Source organism: Marinimicrobium locisalis (assembly GCF_039822625.1).
GTDB classification, from domain to species: Bacteria; Pseudomonadota; Gammaproteobacteria; order Pseudomonadales; family Cellvibrionaceae; genus Marinimicrobium; species Marinimicrobium locisalis.
Window position 1 is genome coordinate 1 of sequence record NZ_JBDLLG010000009.1, and the last position, 18,403, is coordinate 18,403.

General features: G+C 58.0%; 14 protein-coding genes. 10 read left to right on the top strand and 4 right to left on the bottom strand.

Features of this window, described 5'->3' with window-relative positions; genetic code table 11:
• The first annotated feature begins 339 nt into the window (after positions 1-339).
• The 3 genes from gatB to rrtA are packed head-to-tail and all read left to right on the top strand — an operon-like array spanning position 340 to position 2,694.
• Positions 340-1,785: an Asp-tRNA(Asn)/Glu-tRNA(Gln) amidotransferase subunit GatB gene (gene gatB / locus AAE514_RS06820; protein WP_347330780.1), complete on the top strand. Its 1,446-nt coding sequence runs from the start codon at positions 340-342 to the stop codon at positions 1,783-1,785.
• 8 nt (positions 1,786-1,793) lie between these two features.
• Complete coding sequence (locus tag AAE514_RS06825) at positions 1,794-2,093, top strand: PA4642 family protein (protein ID WP_347330781.1); 300 nt, start codon at positions 1,794-1,796, stop codon at positions 2,091-2,093.
• Positions 2,094-2,100: 7 nt separating this feature from the next.
• Positions 2,101-2,694: a rhombosortase gene (gene rrtA, locus AAE514_RS06830; protein WP_347330782.1), complete on the top strand. Its 594-nt coding sequence runs from the start codon at positions 2,101-2,103 to the stop codon at positions 2,692-2,694.
• Positions 2,695-3,221: 527 nt separating this feature from the next.
• Here rrtA and rhlB read toward each other — a convergent pair.
• Positions 3,222-4,940, bottom strand: a complete 1,719-nt coding sequence (gene rhlB / locus AAE514_RS06835; RefSeq protein WP_347330783.1) for an ATP-dependent RNA helicase RhlB — start codon at positions 4,938-4,940, stop codon at positions 3,222-3,224.
• 537 nt (positions 4,941-5,477) lie between these two features.
• On the opposite strand from rhlB, the gene AAE514_RS06840 reads away from it, so the two are divergent.
• The 4 genes from AAE514_RS06840 (at position 5,478) to AAE514_RS06855 (ending at position 10,600) form a co-directional block, all read left to right on the top strand.
• A complete protein-coding gene (locus AAE514_RS06840; protein ID WP_347330784.1) occupies positions 5,478-6,272 on the top strand; it encodes a type 1 glutamine amidotransferase in 795 nt (264 codons plus the stop codon).
• 111 nt (positions 6,273-6,383) lie between these two features.
• Complete coding sequence (locus AAE514_RS06845) at positions 6,384-6,734, top strand: hypothetical protein (RefSeq protein ID WP_347330785.1); 351 nt, start codon at positions 6,384-6,386, stop codon at positions 6,732-6,734.
• A 261-nt stretch (positions 6,735-6,995) separates the two neighbouring features.
• Positions 6,996-7,994: an FHA domain-containing protein gene (locus AAE514_RS06850; protein ID WP_347330786.1), complete on the top strand. Its 999-nt coding sequence runs from the start codon at positions 6,996-6,998 to the stop codon at positions 7,992-7,994.
• Complete coding sequence (locus AAE514_RS06855) at positions 7,991-10,600, top strand: protein kinase domain-containing protein (protein ID WP_347330787.1); 2,610 nt, start codon at positions 7,991-7,993, stop codon at positions 10,598-10,600. The genes AAE514_RS06850 and AAE514_RS06855 overlap by 4 nt, the downstream gene beginning before the upstream one ends.
• A 13-nt stretch (positions 10,601-10,613) precedes the next feature.
• On the opposite strand, the gene AAE514_RS06860 is transcribed toward AAE514_RS06855, so the two are convergent.
• The 3 genes from AAE514_RS06860 to ilvD form a co-directional block, all read right to left on the bottom strand.
• Positions 10,614-11,117 (bottom strand): DP-EP family protein, encoded by a 504-nt coding sequence (locus AAE514_RS06860; RefSeq protein ID WP_347330788.1) that lies wholly within the window; start codon positions 11,115-11,117, stop codon positions 10,614-10,616.
• 89 nt (positions 11,118-11,206) lie between these two features.
• Complete coding sequence (locus AAE514_RS06865) at positions 11,207-13,405, bottom strand: TonB-dependent receptor (protein WP_347330789.1); 2,199 nt, start codon at positions 13,403-13,405, stop codon at positions 11,207-11,209.
• 64 nt (positions 13,406-13,469) lie between these two features.
• A complete protein-coding gene (ilvD, locus tag AAE514_RS06870) occupies positions 13,470-15,143 on the bottom strand; it encodes a dihydroxy-acid dehydratase (protein ID WP_347330790.1) in 1,674 nt (557 codons plus the stop codon).
• A 173-nt stretch (positions 15,144-15,316) separates the two neighbouring features.
• Between ilvD and AAE514_RS06875 the strand changes: the two genes are divergently transcribed.
• The 3 genes from AAE514_RS06875 to AAE514_RS06885 all read left to right on the top strand — a co-directional run bounded on the left by AAE514_RS06875 (position 15,317) and on the right by AAE514_RS06885 (position 18,363).
• Positions 15,317-16,105, top strand: coding sequence for a ZIP family metal transporter (locus tag AAE514_RS06875; protein ID WP_347330791.1), 789 nt, complete (start codon positions 15,317-15,319; stop codon positions 16,103-16,105).
• A gap of 88 nt (positions 16,106-16,193) precedes the next feature.
• Positions 16,194-17,120, top strand: coding sequence for a hypothetical protein (locus tag AAE514_RS06880; protein WP_347330792.1), 927 nt, complete (start codon positions 16,194-16,196; stop codon positions 17,118-17,120).
• A 127-nt stretch (positions 17,121-17,247) separates the two neighbouring features.
• Positions 17,248-18,363 (top strand): phospholipase A, encoded by a 1,116-nt coding sequence (locus tag AAE514_RS06885; protein WP_347330793.1) that lies wholly within the window; start codon positions 17,248-17,250, stop codon positions 18,361-18,363.
• Positions 18,364-18,403 lie beyond the last annotated feature (40 nt).

Here is an 18,403-nt window from a genome sequence, read left to right on the forward strand (position 1 = left end):
ACCTGTCCCTGACATCGAGCACTGAGACCTTGCAAACGGGGAGGAGACCATATACGGATAAGCCGGAGGCGCATCCGCCGTTGCCAAAAGTGACGTTTTATAGCGGCGTAACGTGTATTTACGGCGGATGCGCAAGCTTATCCGCCCTACACAAACTGGATGAGTAGCACTGAGGCTGAGGAAGGAGAATACCCATTGAAGACTCTCTGAGGCATGGATGCCGATGAGAAGCCCCCATGGACGGGTTTACGGCGGGTCTTCAATGGGTATTCTCCTTCCTCAGCCGGACTAGAATCACCGCAACCAAACGATCAAAACCGAATTTAAAGGTTATTTGAGATGGAATGGGAAACAGTTATTGGCTTGGAAGTTCACGTACAACTTTCAACCAACACCAAATTATTCTCTGGGGCCAGCACCGCCTTCGGCGCTGACCCCAACACCCAAGCGTGCGCGGTCGACCTGGCCATGCCCGGCACCCTGCCCGTGGCCAACGAACAAGCGTTCCACAACGCGGTCAAATTCGGCCTCGCCGTCAACGCCGAAATCGGCCAGCGCTCCGTATTCGAGCGAAAAAACTACTTCTACCCGGACTTGCCCAAAGGCTACCAGACCACCCAACTGGCCGAACCCATCGTCGGCCCCGGGTACGTCGACCTCCAGCTCGAAGGCGGCCGGACTAAACGGGTGCGCATCCACCACGCCCACCTCGAAGAAGACGCCGGCAAATCCCTGCACGAAGACTACCACGGCATGACCGGCATCGACCTCAACCGCGCCGGCACCCCGCTGATCGAAGTGGTCACCGAGCCGGACATGCGCAGCGCCGAAGAAGCCGTGGCCTTCGCCAAACAATTGCACAACATCGTCACCTCCCTGGAAATCTGCGATGGCGATATGTCTCAGGGCTCCATGCGCTTCGATGTGAACGTCTCCGTGCGACTGAAAGGCGAGGAAGAGCTCGGTACCCGCACCGAAACCAAAAACCTCAACTCCTTCCGCTTTATGGAAGAGGCCATTGCGCTGGAAGTCGAACGGCAGATCGACGTGCTCGAGGACGGCGGCAAAATCGTACAGGAAACCCGCCTGTATAACGGGGAAACCAAAACCGCACGCTCCATGCGCACCAAAGAAGACTCCAACGACTACCGCTACTTCCCCTGCCCGGACCTGCTGCCGGTCATCATCGATGCAGACTTTATCGAAACCGTGCGCCAGGACATGCCGGAATTACCGGAAGCGCGGCGCGAGCGTTTCATCAAGGAGTACGACCTGCCCGACTACGATGCCGGCCAACTGGCGGGCGACCGGGCCACCGCGGACTACTTTGAAGCCACCATGAAAGCTTGCGGCGAAGCCAAGCTCGCCGGCAACTGGGTCATGGCCGACCTGGCGGCGTACCTGAACAAAGAAGAAATCGGCATCGCCCAATCACCGGTTACCCCGGTGATGCTGGGCGGTCTGATCACCCGCATCAAAGACGGCACCATCTCCAGCAAGATTGCCAAGAAAGTCTTTGAAGCCATGACCAAGGGCGAAGGCGACGCCGACACCGTTATTGAAAAGCAAGGTCTGAAGCAGGTCTCCGACACAGGCGAACTGGAAAAAATGGTGGATGAGGTCATCGCCAACAACCAGCCGCAGGTGGAAAACTACCGTGCGGCGGACGAAGCCAAACGCCCCAAGATGCTGGGCTTCTTTGTGGGCCAGATCATGAAAGCCAGCAAAGGCCAGGCTAACCCGCAGGCCGTCAATGAAATCCTGATCAAGAAACTGGAAGGTTAAACACAGACATGAGCGAACTAAAAAAAGACAAGAAAAAGGTCGTCGGTGAACACTTCGACGACGAGCGCATCAAAAGCTTCTTCCAATACCCGGCACCGGAGGGTGTTAACCGCGACTACCACCTGCTGGAGAAAGCCTATCGCGGCATGCGTGAAGAAAACTTCGCCACTTTCGTTGAGTTCTTCGCCGAGCGTGGCCACGACATCAACGCCTCAGGGCCGGATGGCAAAACTTTCCTCCAGAGTATTGAAGACCATCGCATGGCAGACGAATACATCGCCGCCCTGAAAAAAGCCGGTGCCCAGTAACCGGCCCATGCCCTTCCTCCGACTCACACCCAGCCTGTGGCTGACCATCGGGCTGGGTGTGTTGATGATCCTCCTCGGCGCTTTTCAGAGCGTCACTGAAACCGCCCTCGAATACAGCCGCGACGCCATCAGCGAAGGCCAGCTCTGGCGGTTTATTACGGCACACTTCATCCACTACGGCCCCTACCACTTGGCGATGAACCTGGGGGCGCTAATGCTCTGCGGTTGGATTCTGTTTCAGGAGGTCAGTCTCAAGCATTACGGGCTGTTGATACTGGTGTGTTTGATCGGTGTCAGCACCGGCCTTTATGGTTTCAGCCCGGAGTTGGATTATTACGCGGGGCTGTCTGGGGCACTGCACGGTTTGTTGGTGGCGGGGGTGTTGATCACGCTGCGGCAGACGCCGTGGATGAACAGTCTCGCGCTAGCGGTGGTGGTTTTCAAGATTGTGCAGGAGCAGTTGCCGGGTTATGACACGTCTCACTCTCTATTGCCGGTGCCGGTTGCGGTGGATTCGCATTTGTATGGGGCATTGACGGGGCTGGCGTGGGGGCTCGGGGTGCTTGGACGGAGTTTTAGGGCTCGGTCACCTTCAGAGTAATATGGTTTGGAAGTGGTTTCACGTCCGGGGCCGAAGCGGGGTACACCCTTCCAAGACACGCCGTGAATACGTCCATGTAGGCTCGAATCGCGAATCCCGCGCTCCACGGTCTTGGAAGGGTGTACCCCGCTTCGGCCCTCAGTGCCATTAGCTCGACGATTGGTCCACACGTGAGGGGGATGTAGGGTAGGTAAGGCGGTAGTCGCCACCTACCAAACATGGTGCCAAACGGATTATTGGGAGGGGTGGTAGGTGGCGGCTGACGCCTTACCAAAACCCTACGGGCATCTTTAATCGTGCCCCATGCACGCGACACTGGCACTGAGGGGCGGTGTGGGATAACCCCTATCGAGACCGTGGAGCGCGGGACTCGCGATTCGAGCCTACAGAGGCCGCTCCATGGAATCCATGCCATCGCGGCATTAGTGAATCCCTTCACGTCATGTATTAACGGCGTGTCTCGATAGGGGTTATCCCACATCGACCCGGACTCCATTCCAGGCACCGTACTGTCCCAAATTAAGTCTCTACGAGTTACGAGGCCGGCGGCGTCCGCCACCGCTGCGGTTACCACCGCCCGAACGACCGCCGCCACCGCCCGATGAACGACGACGCGGGGGGGCCGGCTTCATGGGTGGGGTTTCCTCCAACAGTGACTCCGGCGGCTGCTCGCACTTGATCGGCTCGCCCAACAACTCCTCAATGGGCTGCAAGCGGAACGCATCGTCTTCACAGGCAAAGCTCACCGACGTGCCAAACTTACCCGCCCGGCCGGTGCGACCAATGCGGTGCACGTAATCCTCCGGCTCCTCCGGCAGGGTGAAATTCACCACGTGGCTGATGCCGCTAATATGAATCCCCCGACCCGCCACATCGGTAGCGACCAGCACCTTGATATTGCCTTCCTTAAAATCATTCAGCGTCTTCACCCGCTTGCCCTGCGGAATCTCTCCAGAGAGCAACCCGGCGCTGATGTCGTGGCGTTGAAGCTTCTCGTGCAAGTCCCGACACTCATCCCGCCGGTTGGCAAACACAATTAGACTCTCTACATCCTCCTGCTTGATGAGGTTATAGAGCATCGGGTACTTCTCTTCCGTGGACGCCAGGTAGACGTGTTGGTCCACGGAATCCGTGGCCACGCTCTCGGGTTGAATTTCAATGGTGGTGGGCTCGAAGGTCCACTGTTCCACCAGCCGGTTCACCTCTTCCGTAAAAGTGGCCGAGAAGAACAAGGTCTGACGGTCTTCCCGCTTGGGCGTCTGGCGCACGATCTGGCGGACCTGGGGGATAAAGCCCATATCGAGCATGCGGTCAGCTTCATCAATGACCAGAATTTCCAATTGGTCCAAAAACACATCGCGCTGACGGCAGAAGTCCAGCAGGCGCCCCGGGGTCGCTACCAGAATGTCTACCAGGCTGTCGTGCAGGCGATTTTTCTGTTTACCGTAATCCATGCCGCCGACCAGGGTGTGGATTTCAAGGTCGGTGTATTTGCACAGGAGCTTCGCGTCCTCGGCGATTTGCATGACCAGCTCGCGCGTGGGCGCGATCACCAGCGCACGGGCTTCGCCGGCGTAGCGCTGCTCCTTGATGGGGTGCTTGAGTAAGTCATCAATAACGGTGGCCAGGAAGGCGGCAGTTTTGCCGGTACCGGTCTGGGCCTTACCCACCACGTCTTTGCCTTGAAGTGCCAAAGGCAGGGATTGGGCCTGAATCGGCGAGCAGTACTCGAAGCCGAGGTCGGCAATGGCATGCATGAGGTCGTTTTCGAGCCCGAAGTCGTGGAAGCGAAGCTTACCTTCGACGGGGGGCACGGGAAATTGGGATATGTCCCAGGGTTGTTTGGCCATAGGTTTATTGTTGCTCTTGTGTTGGCCGCCTCGGCGGCGGTTGTTGTTTCGGTTACGGCGCCGCTTGCCCGAGGGTTTGGGGCCCTGGTTGCCGCCCTGGCTGTTTTGGGGCTTGCCACCACCGTTATTCGGGGTGTTGTCGCTCTGGCCCTGGGCGTTGCTTTGGCTCTGAGCGCTGTTTTGGCCTTGGCCGTTGCGTTGACCCGGACCTTTACCCCGACCCTGCGCACGACGGGGCTTGCGGCGGCGGTTCCGGTTGGGGTTGCCCCCGCCCCCGCTGCTGTTGCCGCTTGGGTTGTTCTGGGTTCGATTTTGTTGGGGGCGCCCCTTGCGGGCTTCGGAGTCACTAGCGGCCTTACGATCACCGGCCAGTTTCTGGAAGAGCTTACCAATCAAAACGATCACCTGTTGCACAAACTGTGCGCGGAGTATACACGAAAACCCCTGCCCTCTCCCACCGTCCCTCTGTCACAAACCCTACTACCCGGGGCCCTGTTGGTGACTTCACGTCCGGTCTGGTGTGCGGTGCACTGTTCCCGGACACGCCGTAAACCCATCCCTGGGGGCTCGAATCGCGTGTCCCGCGCTCCACGGTCCGGGAACAGTGCACCCCACACCGGACCTCAGTGCCATTATTCAACTTGCGGGACGGGTTTAATCCTTATATCAGGTGGGGGTCGGCCAGCCAGGCCAGGAGGAAGGGTGGCGTATCTACCATAAATTTCTATGGGCACTGAGGCCTGAGGTGGGGTCTACCACTTCGAGACTCTCTGAGGCATGGATGCCGATGAGAAGCCTCCAGGGATGGATTTACGGCGGGTCTCGAAGTGGTAGACCCCACCTCAGGCCGGACGGGATGCAAGCATTTGGATTAGGAATGAGAGCACCATAGAATAGAGACCCAACGATGGACACCGCCAAGGAGAACACCGCATGCCCCGTATTCATAGCTTTCACCACGTGCCATTCGAAGGCCTGGGCCATTTCGAGGAAATCTTTGCCCGCAACGACTGGCCCGTCAGCCAAACCCACTGGTACCGCGGCGACACCGCCCCCGAGCTCGACGACTTCGACGCCCTCATCGTCATGGGCGGCCCCATGAACATCGACGACCATGACAGCTACCCCTGGCTTCAGCAGGAGAAACAGACCATCAAAGCCACCATCGACGCGGGCAAAACCGTCATCGGCATCTGCCTGGGGGCCCAACTCATCGCCTCCGCCCTGGGCGCCGCCGTTAAACCCGGCAAACACCGCGAAATCGGCTGGTTCGACCTACACCGCCAACCCGGCGCCGACCAATCCCCCCTGGCAGGCCTCCTGCCCGAGCGCTTCCCCGCCTTCCACTGGCACGGCGACACCTTCGCCCTGCCCGACGGCGCCCTCCTCTTGGCCAGCAGCGAAGCCTGCGAGAACCAGATATTCAGCCTGGGCGAGAAGGTCCTCGGCCTCCAGTGCCACCTGGAAACCACACCCCGCACCGCCACCGCCTTGATAGAAAACTGTGGGGACGAGTTGGATGGTTCCCATTACGTTCAGTCCGCCGAGGACATGCTGGCCGAACCGAAGCGATTCAGTGACATTAACCGCTTGGCGGAGGCTCTCATTAAGGGAGTAATAGCTGAAGAAGCCTTCGAAACGCACGGGCACGACCGAGGCAGTCGGCCCGTTCGCGGCTACTCACTTGGGTTTAGCATGACCCAAAGCGGGGAAGAGCAAACCCTGTAATCCGGTGTAATACCCCGCTGGATGCCCTGTTGATAGTGTGTTTTGAGGTGGTTGAGCCACCGACGGCGTGCAAACGCCTTACCCAACACAATTATCAGCAGGAGTTTAACAATGAGTAATTACCCCGCTTTTTCCGACGACGCTATCAACAATGCCATTGATGCCGTAAACCAGCACTACAGCGGTTTACGAGCCCAAAAGCCCACGACCATCTCCAGTGATGATGGCCATGTGCTCATGCTCGCCGAGTGTATTAAGGTGAGCATTGAAAATGGCAAGGCGTGCTTGAGCCTTCCTTTGGGCATAGGCGATGTCTGTATCCCCGTGCCCCTACCTTACGACGGTGAGGTGGGGCAAGCGTGCCTGCATATGTGCACCACTTGGGGGATTCCCACTGGGGTCAAAGTGACCATCAGCGTTGGGGGCGTCCAGATCGTGTCAAAATCTTTTGGCAAGTGCTGAGAATAACACGGCTCTGCGGCCCCTGGTCCGTGAACCCAAGCCGACTTTGGCGCGCCCGCGAGTGCGCCAAAGTCCCATCCAGCCCCCTTCTATTAACCGACTCACCCCCGCCTTCGCCCCCCCTTCATTTGCCGCCCCGTTGAAGCTGTATTAGACTTTAGTCTGCAGGTAATCAATAACCTGCCCCAAACGTCGAACAACGGGCGCCTTCATAGTCTTCCGGTTTACATTTCTGATGACATTACAACAAGGGACCTGGTCATGGCCTACCTGTACCGCCGGGACATTCGCCAGCGATTTCCTCTATTGGCACATCACATCATCGGCTCGCTGGAAGGAAAGGTGGATACACTTTTCGAAAACCCCTACGTATCCCGGCGCCATTTCGCCACTGAGTGGAATGGCGAGCGCTGGCAACTCAAGGACCTAAGCCGAAACGGCACGTGGATCAACAAAAAAAGAGTCTCTCGGGGTCAGTACCATTCGCTAGCCATTGGCGATGAAATTCATTTGGCGGGAGACGAGGACCTCACACTGCTCGTCGAAGACCTGTCCGCCCCATGCGACTTACTTCTGCCTGTGCATTCAGCCAACCCTCTCGCTTCAGCCATTGAACTGCGATCAACCCACTTCGTGCCGAACGAAGACGCCCCCGAATGGTACCTTTATCAGGACCCGAGCAGTGGGCAGTGGCTCTACCAGCCTATCACCTCGGATAACCCACAGTCTCAACCGCTAGGGCACAACGATGTCCTACAGTGTCAATCCGACCTCTGGCAATTGTTTCGAGCCGGTTTCTGCCTTCCAACGGCGGAAAAACCCTATCGAGAAGCCTGTATTAACGAGACTCTTTTGGCGTTCGATGTCAGCCTCGATGAGGAAACGACTTACCTGGAGGTACGCGCCGGAGGAGAAGTGCACAATTTGGGCATTCGCGCGCACAACTACCTGCTGCTCCACTTGGCCCGCCTACGGGTGGAGGACACAGAAAAGGGCTTATCGGGCTACAATCAGGGCTGGATCGACAATGAGCTTCTGGCCAGTGAGCTAGGCATTGACCCAAACCACTTGAACATACACGTTTACCGTGCCCGCCAGCAACTGGCAAAACTCCTACCCTCATTAAACCACGAGCGATTAATCGAGCGTCGCGGCTCCCAGATGCGCTTAGGGTGCAACCGCTTTTCTATTACAAAAGGCGGAAAAACGGAGTACCCATCTTTCACGGCCGAGTCTTTCCAAGCGCTCCATCCCCTATGAGCGTAAACCCCCACTCTTTACCGAACGAACTCTACATCGCCAATCGATACCGCCTCCAATGCAGTATCGGCGAAGGTGGTATGGGCCAGGTCTATTTGGCCCAAGACGAAAAGCTCGACCGACAAGTAGCCATTAAAAGACTGCGTGAAGGGGACACCGACCACGACCACCTCAAACGGCTCCAACGAGAAGCGAAACTTCTCGCCAAGTTTAACCACCCCTGCATTGTGCAGGTCTACGATGTTATTGATGAACCACACGGTTACTCCCTCGTTATGGAGTATGTGGACGGGGTCAACCTCTCCCAAAAACTGCGCGAAGAACACGTCCCGCTGCCAATGCGACTGCAGTGGTTGTGTGAAGTTGCTTCGGGCCTTTGCCGCGCACATGATGCCGGAATTTTACATCGGGACTTAAAGCCCGAGAATGTATTGATTGGTGTGGATGGCCACGCGAAGCTCACCGACTTTGGAATCGCACGCGATCTCAACAAAGAAACCGTCCAAACTCGCTCCGTGGTCGGCAGCGCCGCTTTCATGTCGCCCGAGCAGGTAATGGGCGAACCTCTGGATACCAAGAGCGACCTCTTTTCCTTCGGCATTGTCGCGTATTATGTGCTCTTGGAAAGCCACCCCTTCGGGGATACAGAGAATATGCTGAAGTTACTTCAGCATATTGCTTACACGCCCTTCGATCGGCACAAGTTGAAGAACCGAAACTTTCCCTACCGACTCATTCAGCTTATCGATGAGCTCCTATCGCGGGACAAAGCCCATCGCCCCGGGGACATTCATGGTGTCTACTGCGCGCTGGAGACCGTCTACCAACGCAGCATGAGCGCCAATAATTCGCTTAACTGGACGGACCCTCCGGGCGAGCCCACCTCAAACCTGCCGCCCGACCTCAAGCGTCCGCTCGCGGCAAAAACGGGGCCCCTCAAGCCATTAGGCCGCCGAGCTCGGCAGTGGTGGTTTCCTGGCGCGGCGGTTGGAATAGTGTTACTGACTGGGGGTATCACACTTTTTCAGGCATTTTCTTTTGATGTTCAACCCACGGCTGTCTTAGTGCCACGCTTATCCGCCTCCGCCAACTTGGGCGAGGAGCAGGAGCAACTGCTCTTGGGCACCGTCTATCACGCCTCTCAACAAGGCGTGCTGGGGTTAGAGAACGTTGAGCTTGTCCCCCGCTTTGAGCTCGATGGTTTGTCGGGCAAGCCCCGCGAGCTTTTACTGGCTGTAGGAGCCGAAGAGCTGATTACTGCGGATGTGCTCTGCGAACCAAGATGGTGTGACGTTACCCTAAGCCGGCTTACTCATTCCGCTGAGCGTCCGCGTCTTAAAGTGGTAGCCACCCTGACTTATCGGGCCCCAGTAGATCGCTACAGCATACTGGCGGAAACCGTACAACAACATGTGAGGCAACTTTATCAGCTCCACAGCTCAAGCAAGATGGCTCTTCCGAAAGAGGCCGACTATATGGAGTTCGTTAAACAGTATCAGGCGTACCTCTCTCAAGGCGCCAGCGCAGAACAACTGAACTCGCTCGAGCGTTTGGGGCGAAAAACGACGCAAAATGAGAGCATTCAAACGTTGTATCGCGAAATAGCTCTGGACCTCTACCATGAGACCGGGGATACCCGGCTTCTTGATCGGCTTGAAGCATTCTTGCCGACTCGATATGACTCGACAGACGAGCGCCACACCTTAAACCGGTTTTCGCTCGCGCTCGCTCAGAATGATTACGAGCTTGCCGAAAAGGAAATAGATCGGCTGAAAGAGACTGGAAGCGAACCGGGGAAAATCGCTGAGCTCCAAGGGAGCCTGGCACTCTCTCGAGGCGAATACGACGCGGCAATACACCAATTTAAGGAGAGTGTTCAGCTAAGACCGAGCATTCATAACCACCACCGGCTGGCAATGGCCCATTGGCTGAAGGGAAACACAGGCCAAGCATGGAAGCATATCAACCTCGCCCACACGCTCAACCCCGACTACCATAAAGTCACCGCGTTCAGGGGTGTCATTGCATTGTGGGAGGGTCGGCTGGAAGCGGCCAAGCACTCCTTCAGGCAGGTGCTCGATCAAAGGCCCAGTGCCATCTCGCTCAATAACCTGGGGCTGGTGTATCTACTTGAGGAGAAATACCCGCAAGCGGAGCAATTGTTTAAGCAGTCGATGAAGCGGGCTCCACAGGATACCCAAACATTGTTGAATCTGGCCGATGCCGCACAACTAGCCGGTGATGAGGACCGCGCCCGACGTCTCTACCAACGGCTAGTAGACGCCACTGAGTCTGCTCGGGACCCGCTGTCCCTTCGCCTCCGCGCTCAAGCACTCGCCCACTCCGATCGTCACACGGCGGCGATCGAGGCGTATCAGCACGCTCGTGAAAGCGACCCGGACAACGGAGAGACTCACTATACCGGCGCGCTGGTGTACACCCTAGCCGGAGAACACATCTCGGCAGAGCTGGCCGCGCGCAAGGCAATCAGCAGCGGAATGGGCTCGGCGTGGTTTTCCTTCCCCTGGTTTAGACCACTCTGTGGCAAGAACCTCTTTTCCCGCTCGGAGCCGCCCGCCGTGGAGCATGCATCGGCCTGCCCCTAGACTAACGTTTCCGTCAGGGCGCCGGCGGACGCCCGATTCGAATGCTCGGGTCCTTGGAGGTATAAATCTGACACTCGCCGGACTGTCGATCCCGATACAGTGCGAGGTAGCTGAAGTCCACTGCCTCATTATCCACCCCGACGTTGCGCAGTGTCATAGTCAAGGTCTGTCCGTCGGCCGAGACTTGGGTGTCAATATCGTGCTGCGTATCACCACGGCCCGGCTCATACTGGATGCCACTCATAAAGAAGCTCCAGCGACCGACGTCCGTTTGCACTTTTTGCGCAATATGAATCACAAGCACGGCCTGTTCGTAATGCCGTTCATCTGCAGTGGATTCCACATCAAAGCCGACAACAAGCCCGGAGAACGGGCAAAACTGGTGGTCTGTGACGTCGGCCATGGGCCAGGCGGCGGCCTCGCCGTCTTCGGGTAGAGAGGGGTAGAGATCAACGGATGCGATTTTCGAGCCGCCGCGCGGTACGTCGATTCGTAGAGGATTGCATAGATCGTGCATGAATAGCTTCCTGTTGTTTCCTGAGTCGTTTGTGATGATCGTCCATCAATGCCCTTACAACGACATTTGCCGGAGGTGTGAATAAGATCCTAGAAACGTATACGCGCTCCCACCGTTACCGTCCGTGGTCGGGTGATATTTTCGAAGCGCCCACTCGCTCCGTAATCTCTTGGATGACGTACGCCGATAACGGCGCGCTCATCCAGTAAATTATCAACCGCCAAGGTCCAGCGCCAAGCGTCCACCGTCATGCCTAGATGAACCGCCACAGAGGTGTGCGCCGGCAACCGTTGGTAGCGGACGAACGCCGGGTTCAATGCGGTGGTCACCTCCCCCATCGACGTCAAGGATACTAAAGTATCCACTTCAACAGCGTCAAACCGGTGCTGACTGTCCAGCGTCAGGTGCCACTGGCGCCGGGGCGAGCCCGGGAGACGGTCACCTCGACGCGCGCTCGCTTCCCCGGCGACTAGCTCGCTGACAGGCTCCCGCAACTCTCCATCGCTGTAGGAGGCGCCCATTGCCAACCCCCAATGGGAGCCCAATGCCATGCGCCCTTCCACCTCAACACCCGCTATCCGGGCGCCGCCGGCGTTGGCGAGCACCGGATAGCCTTCGGGGATCCAGGTGGAGATTTGAATGTCAGTCCAGTCCACGTAATACAGTGCCGCCGACAAGGACGCTTTTTGCCACAAGCTGCCAGAGCGGAAACCCACCTCGTAATGGTCCACCCGGTCGGGGCCGTAGAATCGGTGGTGGTCGATGTCTGTGGGCAGTGCGTTGCTACCGCCGCGGCGGATACCTTCGGAAAAAGCGCCGTACCAGTGGCCGCCGAAAGAAGCACGATAGCGTCCCGACAGTTTCCAGAGGAAACCGCTGTCGTGCGCTTCATCATCATTGCACAGAAATGCGGGGTCGTTGTTGCCACTCAGGCGTTCGATCAGCGGCAGCATGGAGCATTGCCCCAAATCATCCGATTGCCGATAGTAACGGCCCCCCACAGTCACTTGCCAAGCCTCGTTCAGCCGATAGCTGGACTCAGCATAGAGCGCCCGCTCGCTCAGCCGCTCACGCTGGCGGGCGCGATAATCCGGGAGGCTCTCGGCCACGCCGAAAAATTCAGAAAAGCCTGGGACTTCATCGGTCACCTCTCCGTCCACTCGGTCCCGGCTGTGAGTGGCACCCAACAACCATAGCCACTGCTTCGCCTCCAATGGAGACGACAAGCGTACTTCGCTGGCGGTTTTGCTCACCTTGAAGTCACTCAGCGTCAGGGCCGAAAAATCCTCATACGTGGAATAGAAAGACGAGCCGCTGCGTTCGTCCAGCGTCAGCAAAAAGTCGGTCTGATCTGCCTGGCGTTGGGTCTCATAGTCGTAATGGCTGTGAATCAAAGTCAACTGGGCCCATTGCCATTGGTACTCCAGTGTGAGGTTGGCCAGACCGAGGCTCGTGTCGGAGGGCTGAAGGTAGCGGCTGGAGGCCTTGTAGGGGTCACCGGTAAAAGCGGCATTGGTGGCCTGCCGATCCTCCACCCGTCGCTGGTGATAATGAACGCTTGCCTGCGCTTTCAGCCGCTCGTGGGGCGCCCACAGGAACGACAGCCGCCCTTGTTCGCCGGAAGCGGCATTGATATCCCGGGCCGGGCCGCTCAACAGAACATCGTTGTCGATAAATCCCGCCTCGTGATCCGCTCCCAGCGCCAGACGCGAGGCCGCCTTGCCCTCGGCCAGCGGCAGGTTCGCCACTAAGGTGGCCGAGCCACCGAGCGAATCGCTGTGCGCGGTGTCGCTGGCCGTGAGCGCCAGGGATCCGCCCGGCTTATCCGGGTCGGGCTTGGTGGTCACGTAACGAACCAGCCCCGCCAGTGAGTCACTGCCGTAGAGGATGCTCTGGGGACCTTTCATGACCTCGACACGGGTCAAGTCAATCCAAGGCAAATCGGGAGGCAAAAAACTCCCCTGCAAAGGAATGTTATCGATATAACGGGCAACAGTGCCGCCATCGCCTTCCAGGTCATTGGCCTGCACCGAGGCCACCCGCATGCCGCGCATGACCAGCGCGGTGGGGTTGCGACCGCCACTGTTCACCGTGGACAGACCCGGTGTGTGTGCCGCCAGGCGGGACACCGACAGGGGGATGTGCCGCTCCAGCCAGCGCTCTCCCTTCAGGGTCACCGAGCCGGTGAGCTCCTCCAGCTCACGGGGCTGTTTGGTCGAGGTGACCACTAGTTCCTGAAGTACCGGTGCCTGGTCCATCTCGTTGGCCCACGCAGCGGGGGCAAGCACGACCACCAGAGCCAGCCAACGTCGGCGGGTCGCACCAATGGAAACAATGGCTTTGCAAAGAACGTTATTGATCGGTCACGGCCCCCTCGGAAGCGGAGCTGACAACCTTGGCGTATTTGGCCAATACCCCGCGCTGATATCGGGGCGGCGGCGCCTGCCAGCGCTGGCGGCGTTGCTCCAGCTCCGCGTCATCCACACTCAGAGTCATCGTATCCGCCTCCGCATCGATCACAATCTCATCGCCATCTTCCACCAGCGCAATCGGACCTCCGTCCTGCGCCTCCGGCGTCACATGGCCAACGACGAAACCGTGACTGCCGCCGGAGAAGCGACCATCGGTAATCAGCGCCACCGAATCCCCCAGGCCCTTACCCATGATGGCGGAGGTGGGCGTCAACATCTCCCGCATCCCCGGACCGCCCTTCGGGCCTTCGTAGCGAATCACCACCACATCGCCGGACACCACTGTGCCCTCCATAATCCCGGCGGTGGCATCCTCCTCCGAGGCGAACACCCGCGCCTTACCGGAGAACCAGGTGCCCTCCTTGCCCGTAATTTTCGCCACCGCACCGGTGGGCGCCAGATTACCCCGCAGAATGCGCAGGTGGCTGTCCGCCTTCACCGGCTTCTCAAGCGCGTGAATGATGGTCTGATCGTCTGGATAGGGAGCGACGGTAGAGAGATTCTCCGCCAGGGTCTGACCGGTGACCGTCATACAATCCCCGTGCAGCAAGCCGGCCTCCAAAAGCGTTTTCATCAGGGGCTGGATACCGCCAATTGCCACCAGTTCGCTCATCATAAAGTGGCCGCTGGGGCGCAGGTCCGCCAGCACCGGCACGCGTTTGCCGATGCGAGTGAAATCTTCCAGGGTCAGTTCGACGCCAGCGGTATGAGCCAACGCCAGCAAGTGCAGCACCGCATTGGTGGAGCCGCCCAGGGCAATCACCACTGTGATGGCGTTTTCAAAAGCCTCACGGGTCATAATATCGCGGGGCTTTAGGTCTTTCTCCAGAAGCGTAAGCACCGCGGCCCCAGCCGCCCGGCAATCGGCCAGTTTGTCATTGTCCTCTGCGTTCTGGGCGGAACTTCCCGGCAGACTCATGCCCAGAGCCTCAATGGCCGAGGCCATGGTGTTGGCCGTGTACATACCGCCGCAGGAGCCGGCCCCCGGAATAGCGGTTTCCTCAATTTGCTTGACCTCGATGAGCGACTTGTCGCCCTTGGCGTGCGCGCCCACGGCCTCGAAGACCGAAACAATGTCCGTATGGCCCTTGCCCGGTTTGATGGTGCCACCATAAACAAATACCGAAGGCCGGTTGAGGCGCGCCAGGCCCATGAGGCAACCGGGCATGTTCTTGTCGCAGCCACCGATGGCCACCAAGCCGTCAAAGCCTTCACAACCGGCCACGGTCTCAATGGAGTCGGCGATCACTTCCCGGGAGACCAGCGAGTACTTCATGCCCTCCGTGCCGTTGGCAATGCCGTCGGAGACGGTAATGGTATTGAAAATCAGGCTCTTGCCGCCCGCGCTATCGGCACCGGATGAGGCTTCCCGGGCCAGGCCGTCAATGTGCATATTGCAGGGGGTCAGGTTGCTCCAGGTGGAGGCAATGCCCACCTGGGGCTTGGAGAAATCCTCATCGGTAAAACCGGTCGCACGTAACATGGCCCGGCTGGCCGATTTTCCTACCCCGTCCACCACGGGGCTCGAATAGCGCCGACGATGATCTTCACTCATGCGGGTTTGCTCCTCTTGTGTCAGAATGTGGCGACTTGCTTTTTAATTACGCTATATAGTGGGTGACCCGGTCTGTTTTGGCAACCGGCCCGGGCTTCCACGCCGGCCGCGCCGTGACGTCGAATATCGAATAAAGACAAACTCCCGAGCGCCGGGAGGCAATGAGAGAGTTTATGATTCAAAGCAACGTCAACGTTATCCTGCTGGGCTTCGCCGCCAGTGTGATTGCCAGTTTCGGCACCACAATGGGGGCTGCCGCCATTGTGTTCGTCCGTAAAATCTCCAACCGGGCGCAGGACATGCTGCTGGCCTCCGCAGCCGGGGTAATGCTGGCCGCCTCCGTTTTCTCGTTGCTGATTCCCGGCACCGAGCAGGCCGAAGCCATGGACTATAGCCCGGAAATGGCGGTTTCCATTGTGGTGGCCGGCATGATTCTCGGCGCCGTCATTCTAGCGTTGATTCACCACTACACACCCCATGAAAACTTTCTCAAGGGAAGGGACCATTGGGAGAAGAAGCGGATGAGTGGCATCTCATTGTTCGTAATAGCCATCACCCTACACAATTTCCCGGAAGGCATGGCGGTGGGCGTGGGCTTTGCCGAGGGTAACCTGTCCAACGGCATTCCTCTTGCGACTGGTATTTTTCTTCAAAATATCCCAGAAGGTTTGGCCATTGCCGTCTCAATTCTGACCCTGGGTTACTCCCGCCTGGTCGCCTTTACCGTAGCGGTATTGACGGGGTTGGTGGAGCCATTGGGCGGGCTGTTTGGCGCCACGCTGGTATCTATCGCCATTCCCATGCTCCCCTGGATCTTAGGGGGGGCCGCCGGCGCGATGCTGTTTATCATTAGCAATGAAATCATACCCGCCACTCACCGGGACGGACACGAAAACGCGGCCACCTTTTCCCTGATGGCCGGCTTCGGGCTAATGATGATCCTGGACGGTGTCCTGGCATAAGTGTTGCTAATTTACCGGGTGCAGCCCCAGCCATAAAGCACCCCCGTGCTTTGGGCCTACCAACACGAACTGGGACAACAAACGCACCATGACAGCGCAAACCCAAGCCAATTCCGCCCCAGAAGCAGGCATTGACCGTGCCCCATTCACGCGCTTTGCCGAGGACTACCGCTTACGCCAGGAGGCCCTGAACCTGATTCGACAATTGGTCCAGATGATCAAGGGCTCCCAGCGCCACCGGGGCATGAGCATGGCCATGCTCGGCGGCAACAAACAGTTTCAGCCCGAGTTCAACCGCCTTCAACAAACCCTTGAGCGGCGACTACTGATGCTTCAAGCGTTTACTCGGGGAACGGCGCTGCTATCGGAGCGCGAGCGAGACAACCTGCACACCGCCTGGCTGACCATCAGCCGGGATTGGCACAGCGATAGCGTCATCGACAACTATGAGTTGCACTGCCACTTGGTGGAACAACTTCTGGCCATGCTGATCAGCCTCTCCCGTCCTCTGGAAACGCCGATGTCTGAGCCCCAGGGGGAGGCAATGGAAATTCCCACCCGAGTGCAGACCCTCGAGCTGGTACACTTCTGCACCCGAATGATGCCCTCTGTGGTGGAGCAGATCGGTCGCATTCGCGCCCTTGCCAGCTACGCTGCCGCCATCGGATACTGCGATCCACACCACGACAATAAGCTGCGCTACGTTATTCAAAATACTAAGGTCAATAATGAAAAGCTCCGTCACCAAATTCGCCGGCTCGAGCAAGTGTTGGGACCGGAGTTCGGTCAGCTGGGCGAGCTTAAGCGCTACGAACTGAAACTAATGTTCTTGCTCAATATGGTCGAAAATGATGTGCTCAGCGGTGGCCCTATTAGCGCCGACAGCGCCCGCCTTTTCCAGGTCGCCACCGATATCATTGATGTCTATCTACAGGCGGTGGGGAATGGCATTGCCCTGCTCGCCATTTGGCTGGAGCGGGATCGAGAGCGTTGGTTATCGCAACTGCCAGAGTAGCCTCTTTTCCTTTTCGCTTTTTCTTTGTTTAGTCTCAAGCCAACCCCATCGGCGCCTGCCAATTTCCTGTATCCTTAGGCTCCTGCTTTATCATTGGGAAGTTGAAATCTGGTCTGGGAGACTGACAATGTTTACCACCTATCGCACCGTGACGACGTTAACGTTCCTTTTGGCGTCCCTTTGCGCAAACGCCCAAGATAATACCCCATCCGAAAAGGCACAGAGCCTGCCAGAAGAGGCAATGGAACAGTGCCTGAAGTTGGCGGTCATTGGCGCGGGACGGGATGTGTCGGTGGCCGATATGCGCTCGGCTTGCAACAGGCTGACCCGGGGGGAGGCCGAGCAGCAGCCGTCCGTGAACGATGCGCTCAACACCCTCAGCCTGGAAAGCGCGACCGCAGAAGAAAGCCGTAGCCCCACGGGCAATCGCCGGCTGCTGGACCGTCGTTTAAGCATGGAAGCGTTAAACCGTTCCAACCGGTTTCTGCTCACCCCTCACAAGCGGAACTACCTCCTGCCGGTCAGTTATCAGGTCGACCGAAATACCGCCCCTTACGAGGCCGCCGGGAGCCCACTGGCCGCCCCTCAAAGCACCGAAGTGGAGTTTCAGCTCAGTGTTAAAATACTGATCCGCGAAGGCCTCTTTGGCGATAACGGCCACCTGTATATGGGCTACACCAATCATTCCCTATGGCAGGCCTATAACCGTGACATATCCCGCCCCTTTCGGGAAACCAATCACCAACCGGAGCTGATTCTCAGTTTTATCAATGACTGGGAAATATTCGGTTTTCGCAATGTCATCAACGAAGCAACCATTGCCCATCAATCCAATGGCCAAAGCGGCGACCTTTCCCGCAGTTGGGACCGGATTATGGTCAGTAGCGTGTTCGAGCGCGGCTCCTTCGCTTTCGCCATCAACCCCTGGTACCGCATTCCCGAAGACGAAGGGGATGGGCCCGATGACCCCACCGGCGACGACAACCCGGATATTGAAAAATACATGGGGAATTTTGAACTGTCCGCCGCCTACCAACGTAAAGACAATATCATCAGTCTGATGGTGCGCAACAATCTACGCACTGAGAATCGCGGCGCTCTTGAGCTCGGGTGGAGCTTTCCGGTTTCCTCTACGGTCCGAGGCTACCTAAAGGTGTTCAACGGTTACGGCCACAGTCTGATCGATTACAACCATCACACCACGGCGGTGGGCCTGGGGATCACGTTCACGGACTTGTTCTAGAACGTTTCCTCCAGGGGCCCAGCCAATTACCAGGAGGCCT

What these genes read in the sequence shown, in the direction of transcription:
- gatB (WP_347330780.1), top strand. Translation starts at nt 340, where the DNA reads ATGGAATGGGAAACAGTTATTGGCTTGGAAGTTCACGTACAACTTTCA.
- AAE514_RS06825 (WP_347330781.1), top strand. Translation starts at nt 1,794, where the DNA reads ATGAGCGAACTAAAAAAAGACAAGAAAAAGGTCGTCGGTGAACACTTC.
- rrtA (WP_347330782.1), top strand. Translation starts at nt 2,101, where the DNA reads ATGCCCTTCCTCCGACTCACACCCAGCCTGTGGCTGACCATCGGGCTG.
- AAE514_RS06840 (WP_347330784.1), top strand. Translation starts at nt 5,478, where the DNA reads ATGCCCCGTATTCATAGCTTTCACCACGTGCCATTCGAAGGCCTGGGC.
- AAE514_RS06845 (WP_347330785.1), top strand. Translation starts at nt 6,384, where the DNA reads ATGAGTAATTACCCCGCTTTTTCCGACGACGCTATCAACAATGCCATT.
- AAE514_RS06850 (WP_347330786.1), top strand. Translation starts at nt 6,996, where the DNA reads ATGGCCTACCTGTACCGCCGGGACATTCGCCAGCGATTTCCTCTATTG.
- AAE514_RS06855 (WP_347330787.1), top strand. Translation starts at nt 7,991, where the DNA reads ATGAGCGTAAACCCCCACTCTTTACCGAACGAACTCTACATCGCCAAT.
- AAE514_RS06860 (WP_347330788.1), bottom strand. Translation starts at nt 11,117, where the DNA reads ATGCACGATCTATGCAATCCTCTACGAATCGACGTACCGCGCGGCGGC.
- ilvD (WP_347330790.1), bottom strand. Translation starts at nt 15,143, where the DNA reads ATGAGTGAAGATCATCGTCGGCGCTATTCGAGCCCCGTGGTGGACGGG.
- AAE514_RS06875 (WP_347330791.1), top strand. Translation starts at nt 15,317, where the DNA reads ATGATTCAAAGCAACGTCAACGTTATCCTGCTGGGCTTCGCCGCCAGT.
- AAE514_RS06880 (WP_347330792.1), top strand. Translation starts at nt 16,194, where the DNA reads ATGACAGCGCAAACCCAAGCCAATTCCGCCCCAGAAGCAGGCATTGAC.
- AAE514_RS06885 (WP_347330793.1), top strand. Translation starts at nt 17,248, where the DNA reads ATGTTTACCACCTATCGCACCGTGACGACGTTAACGTTCCTTTTGGCG.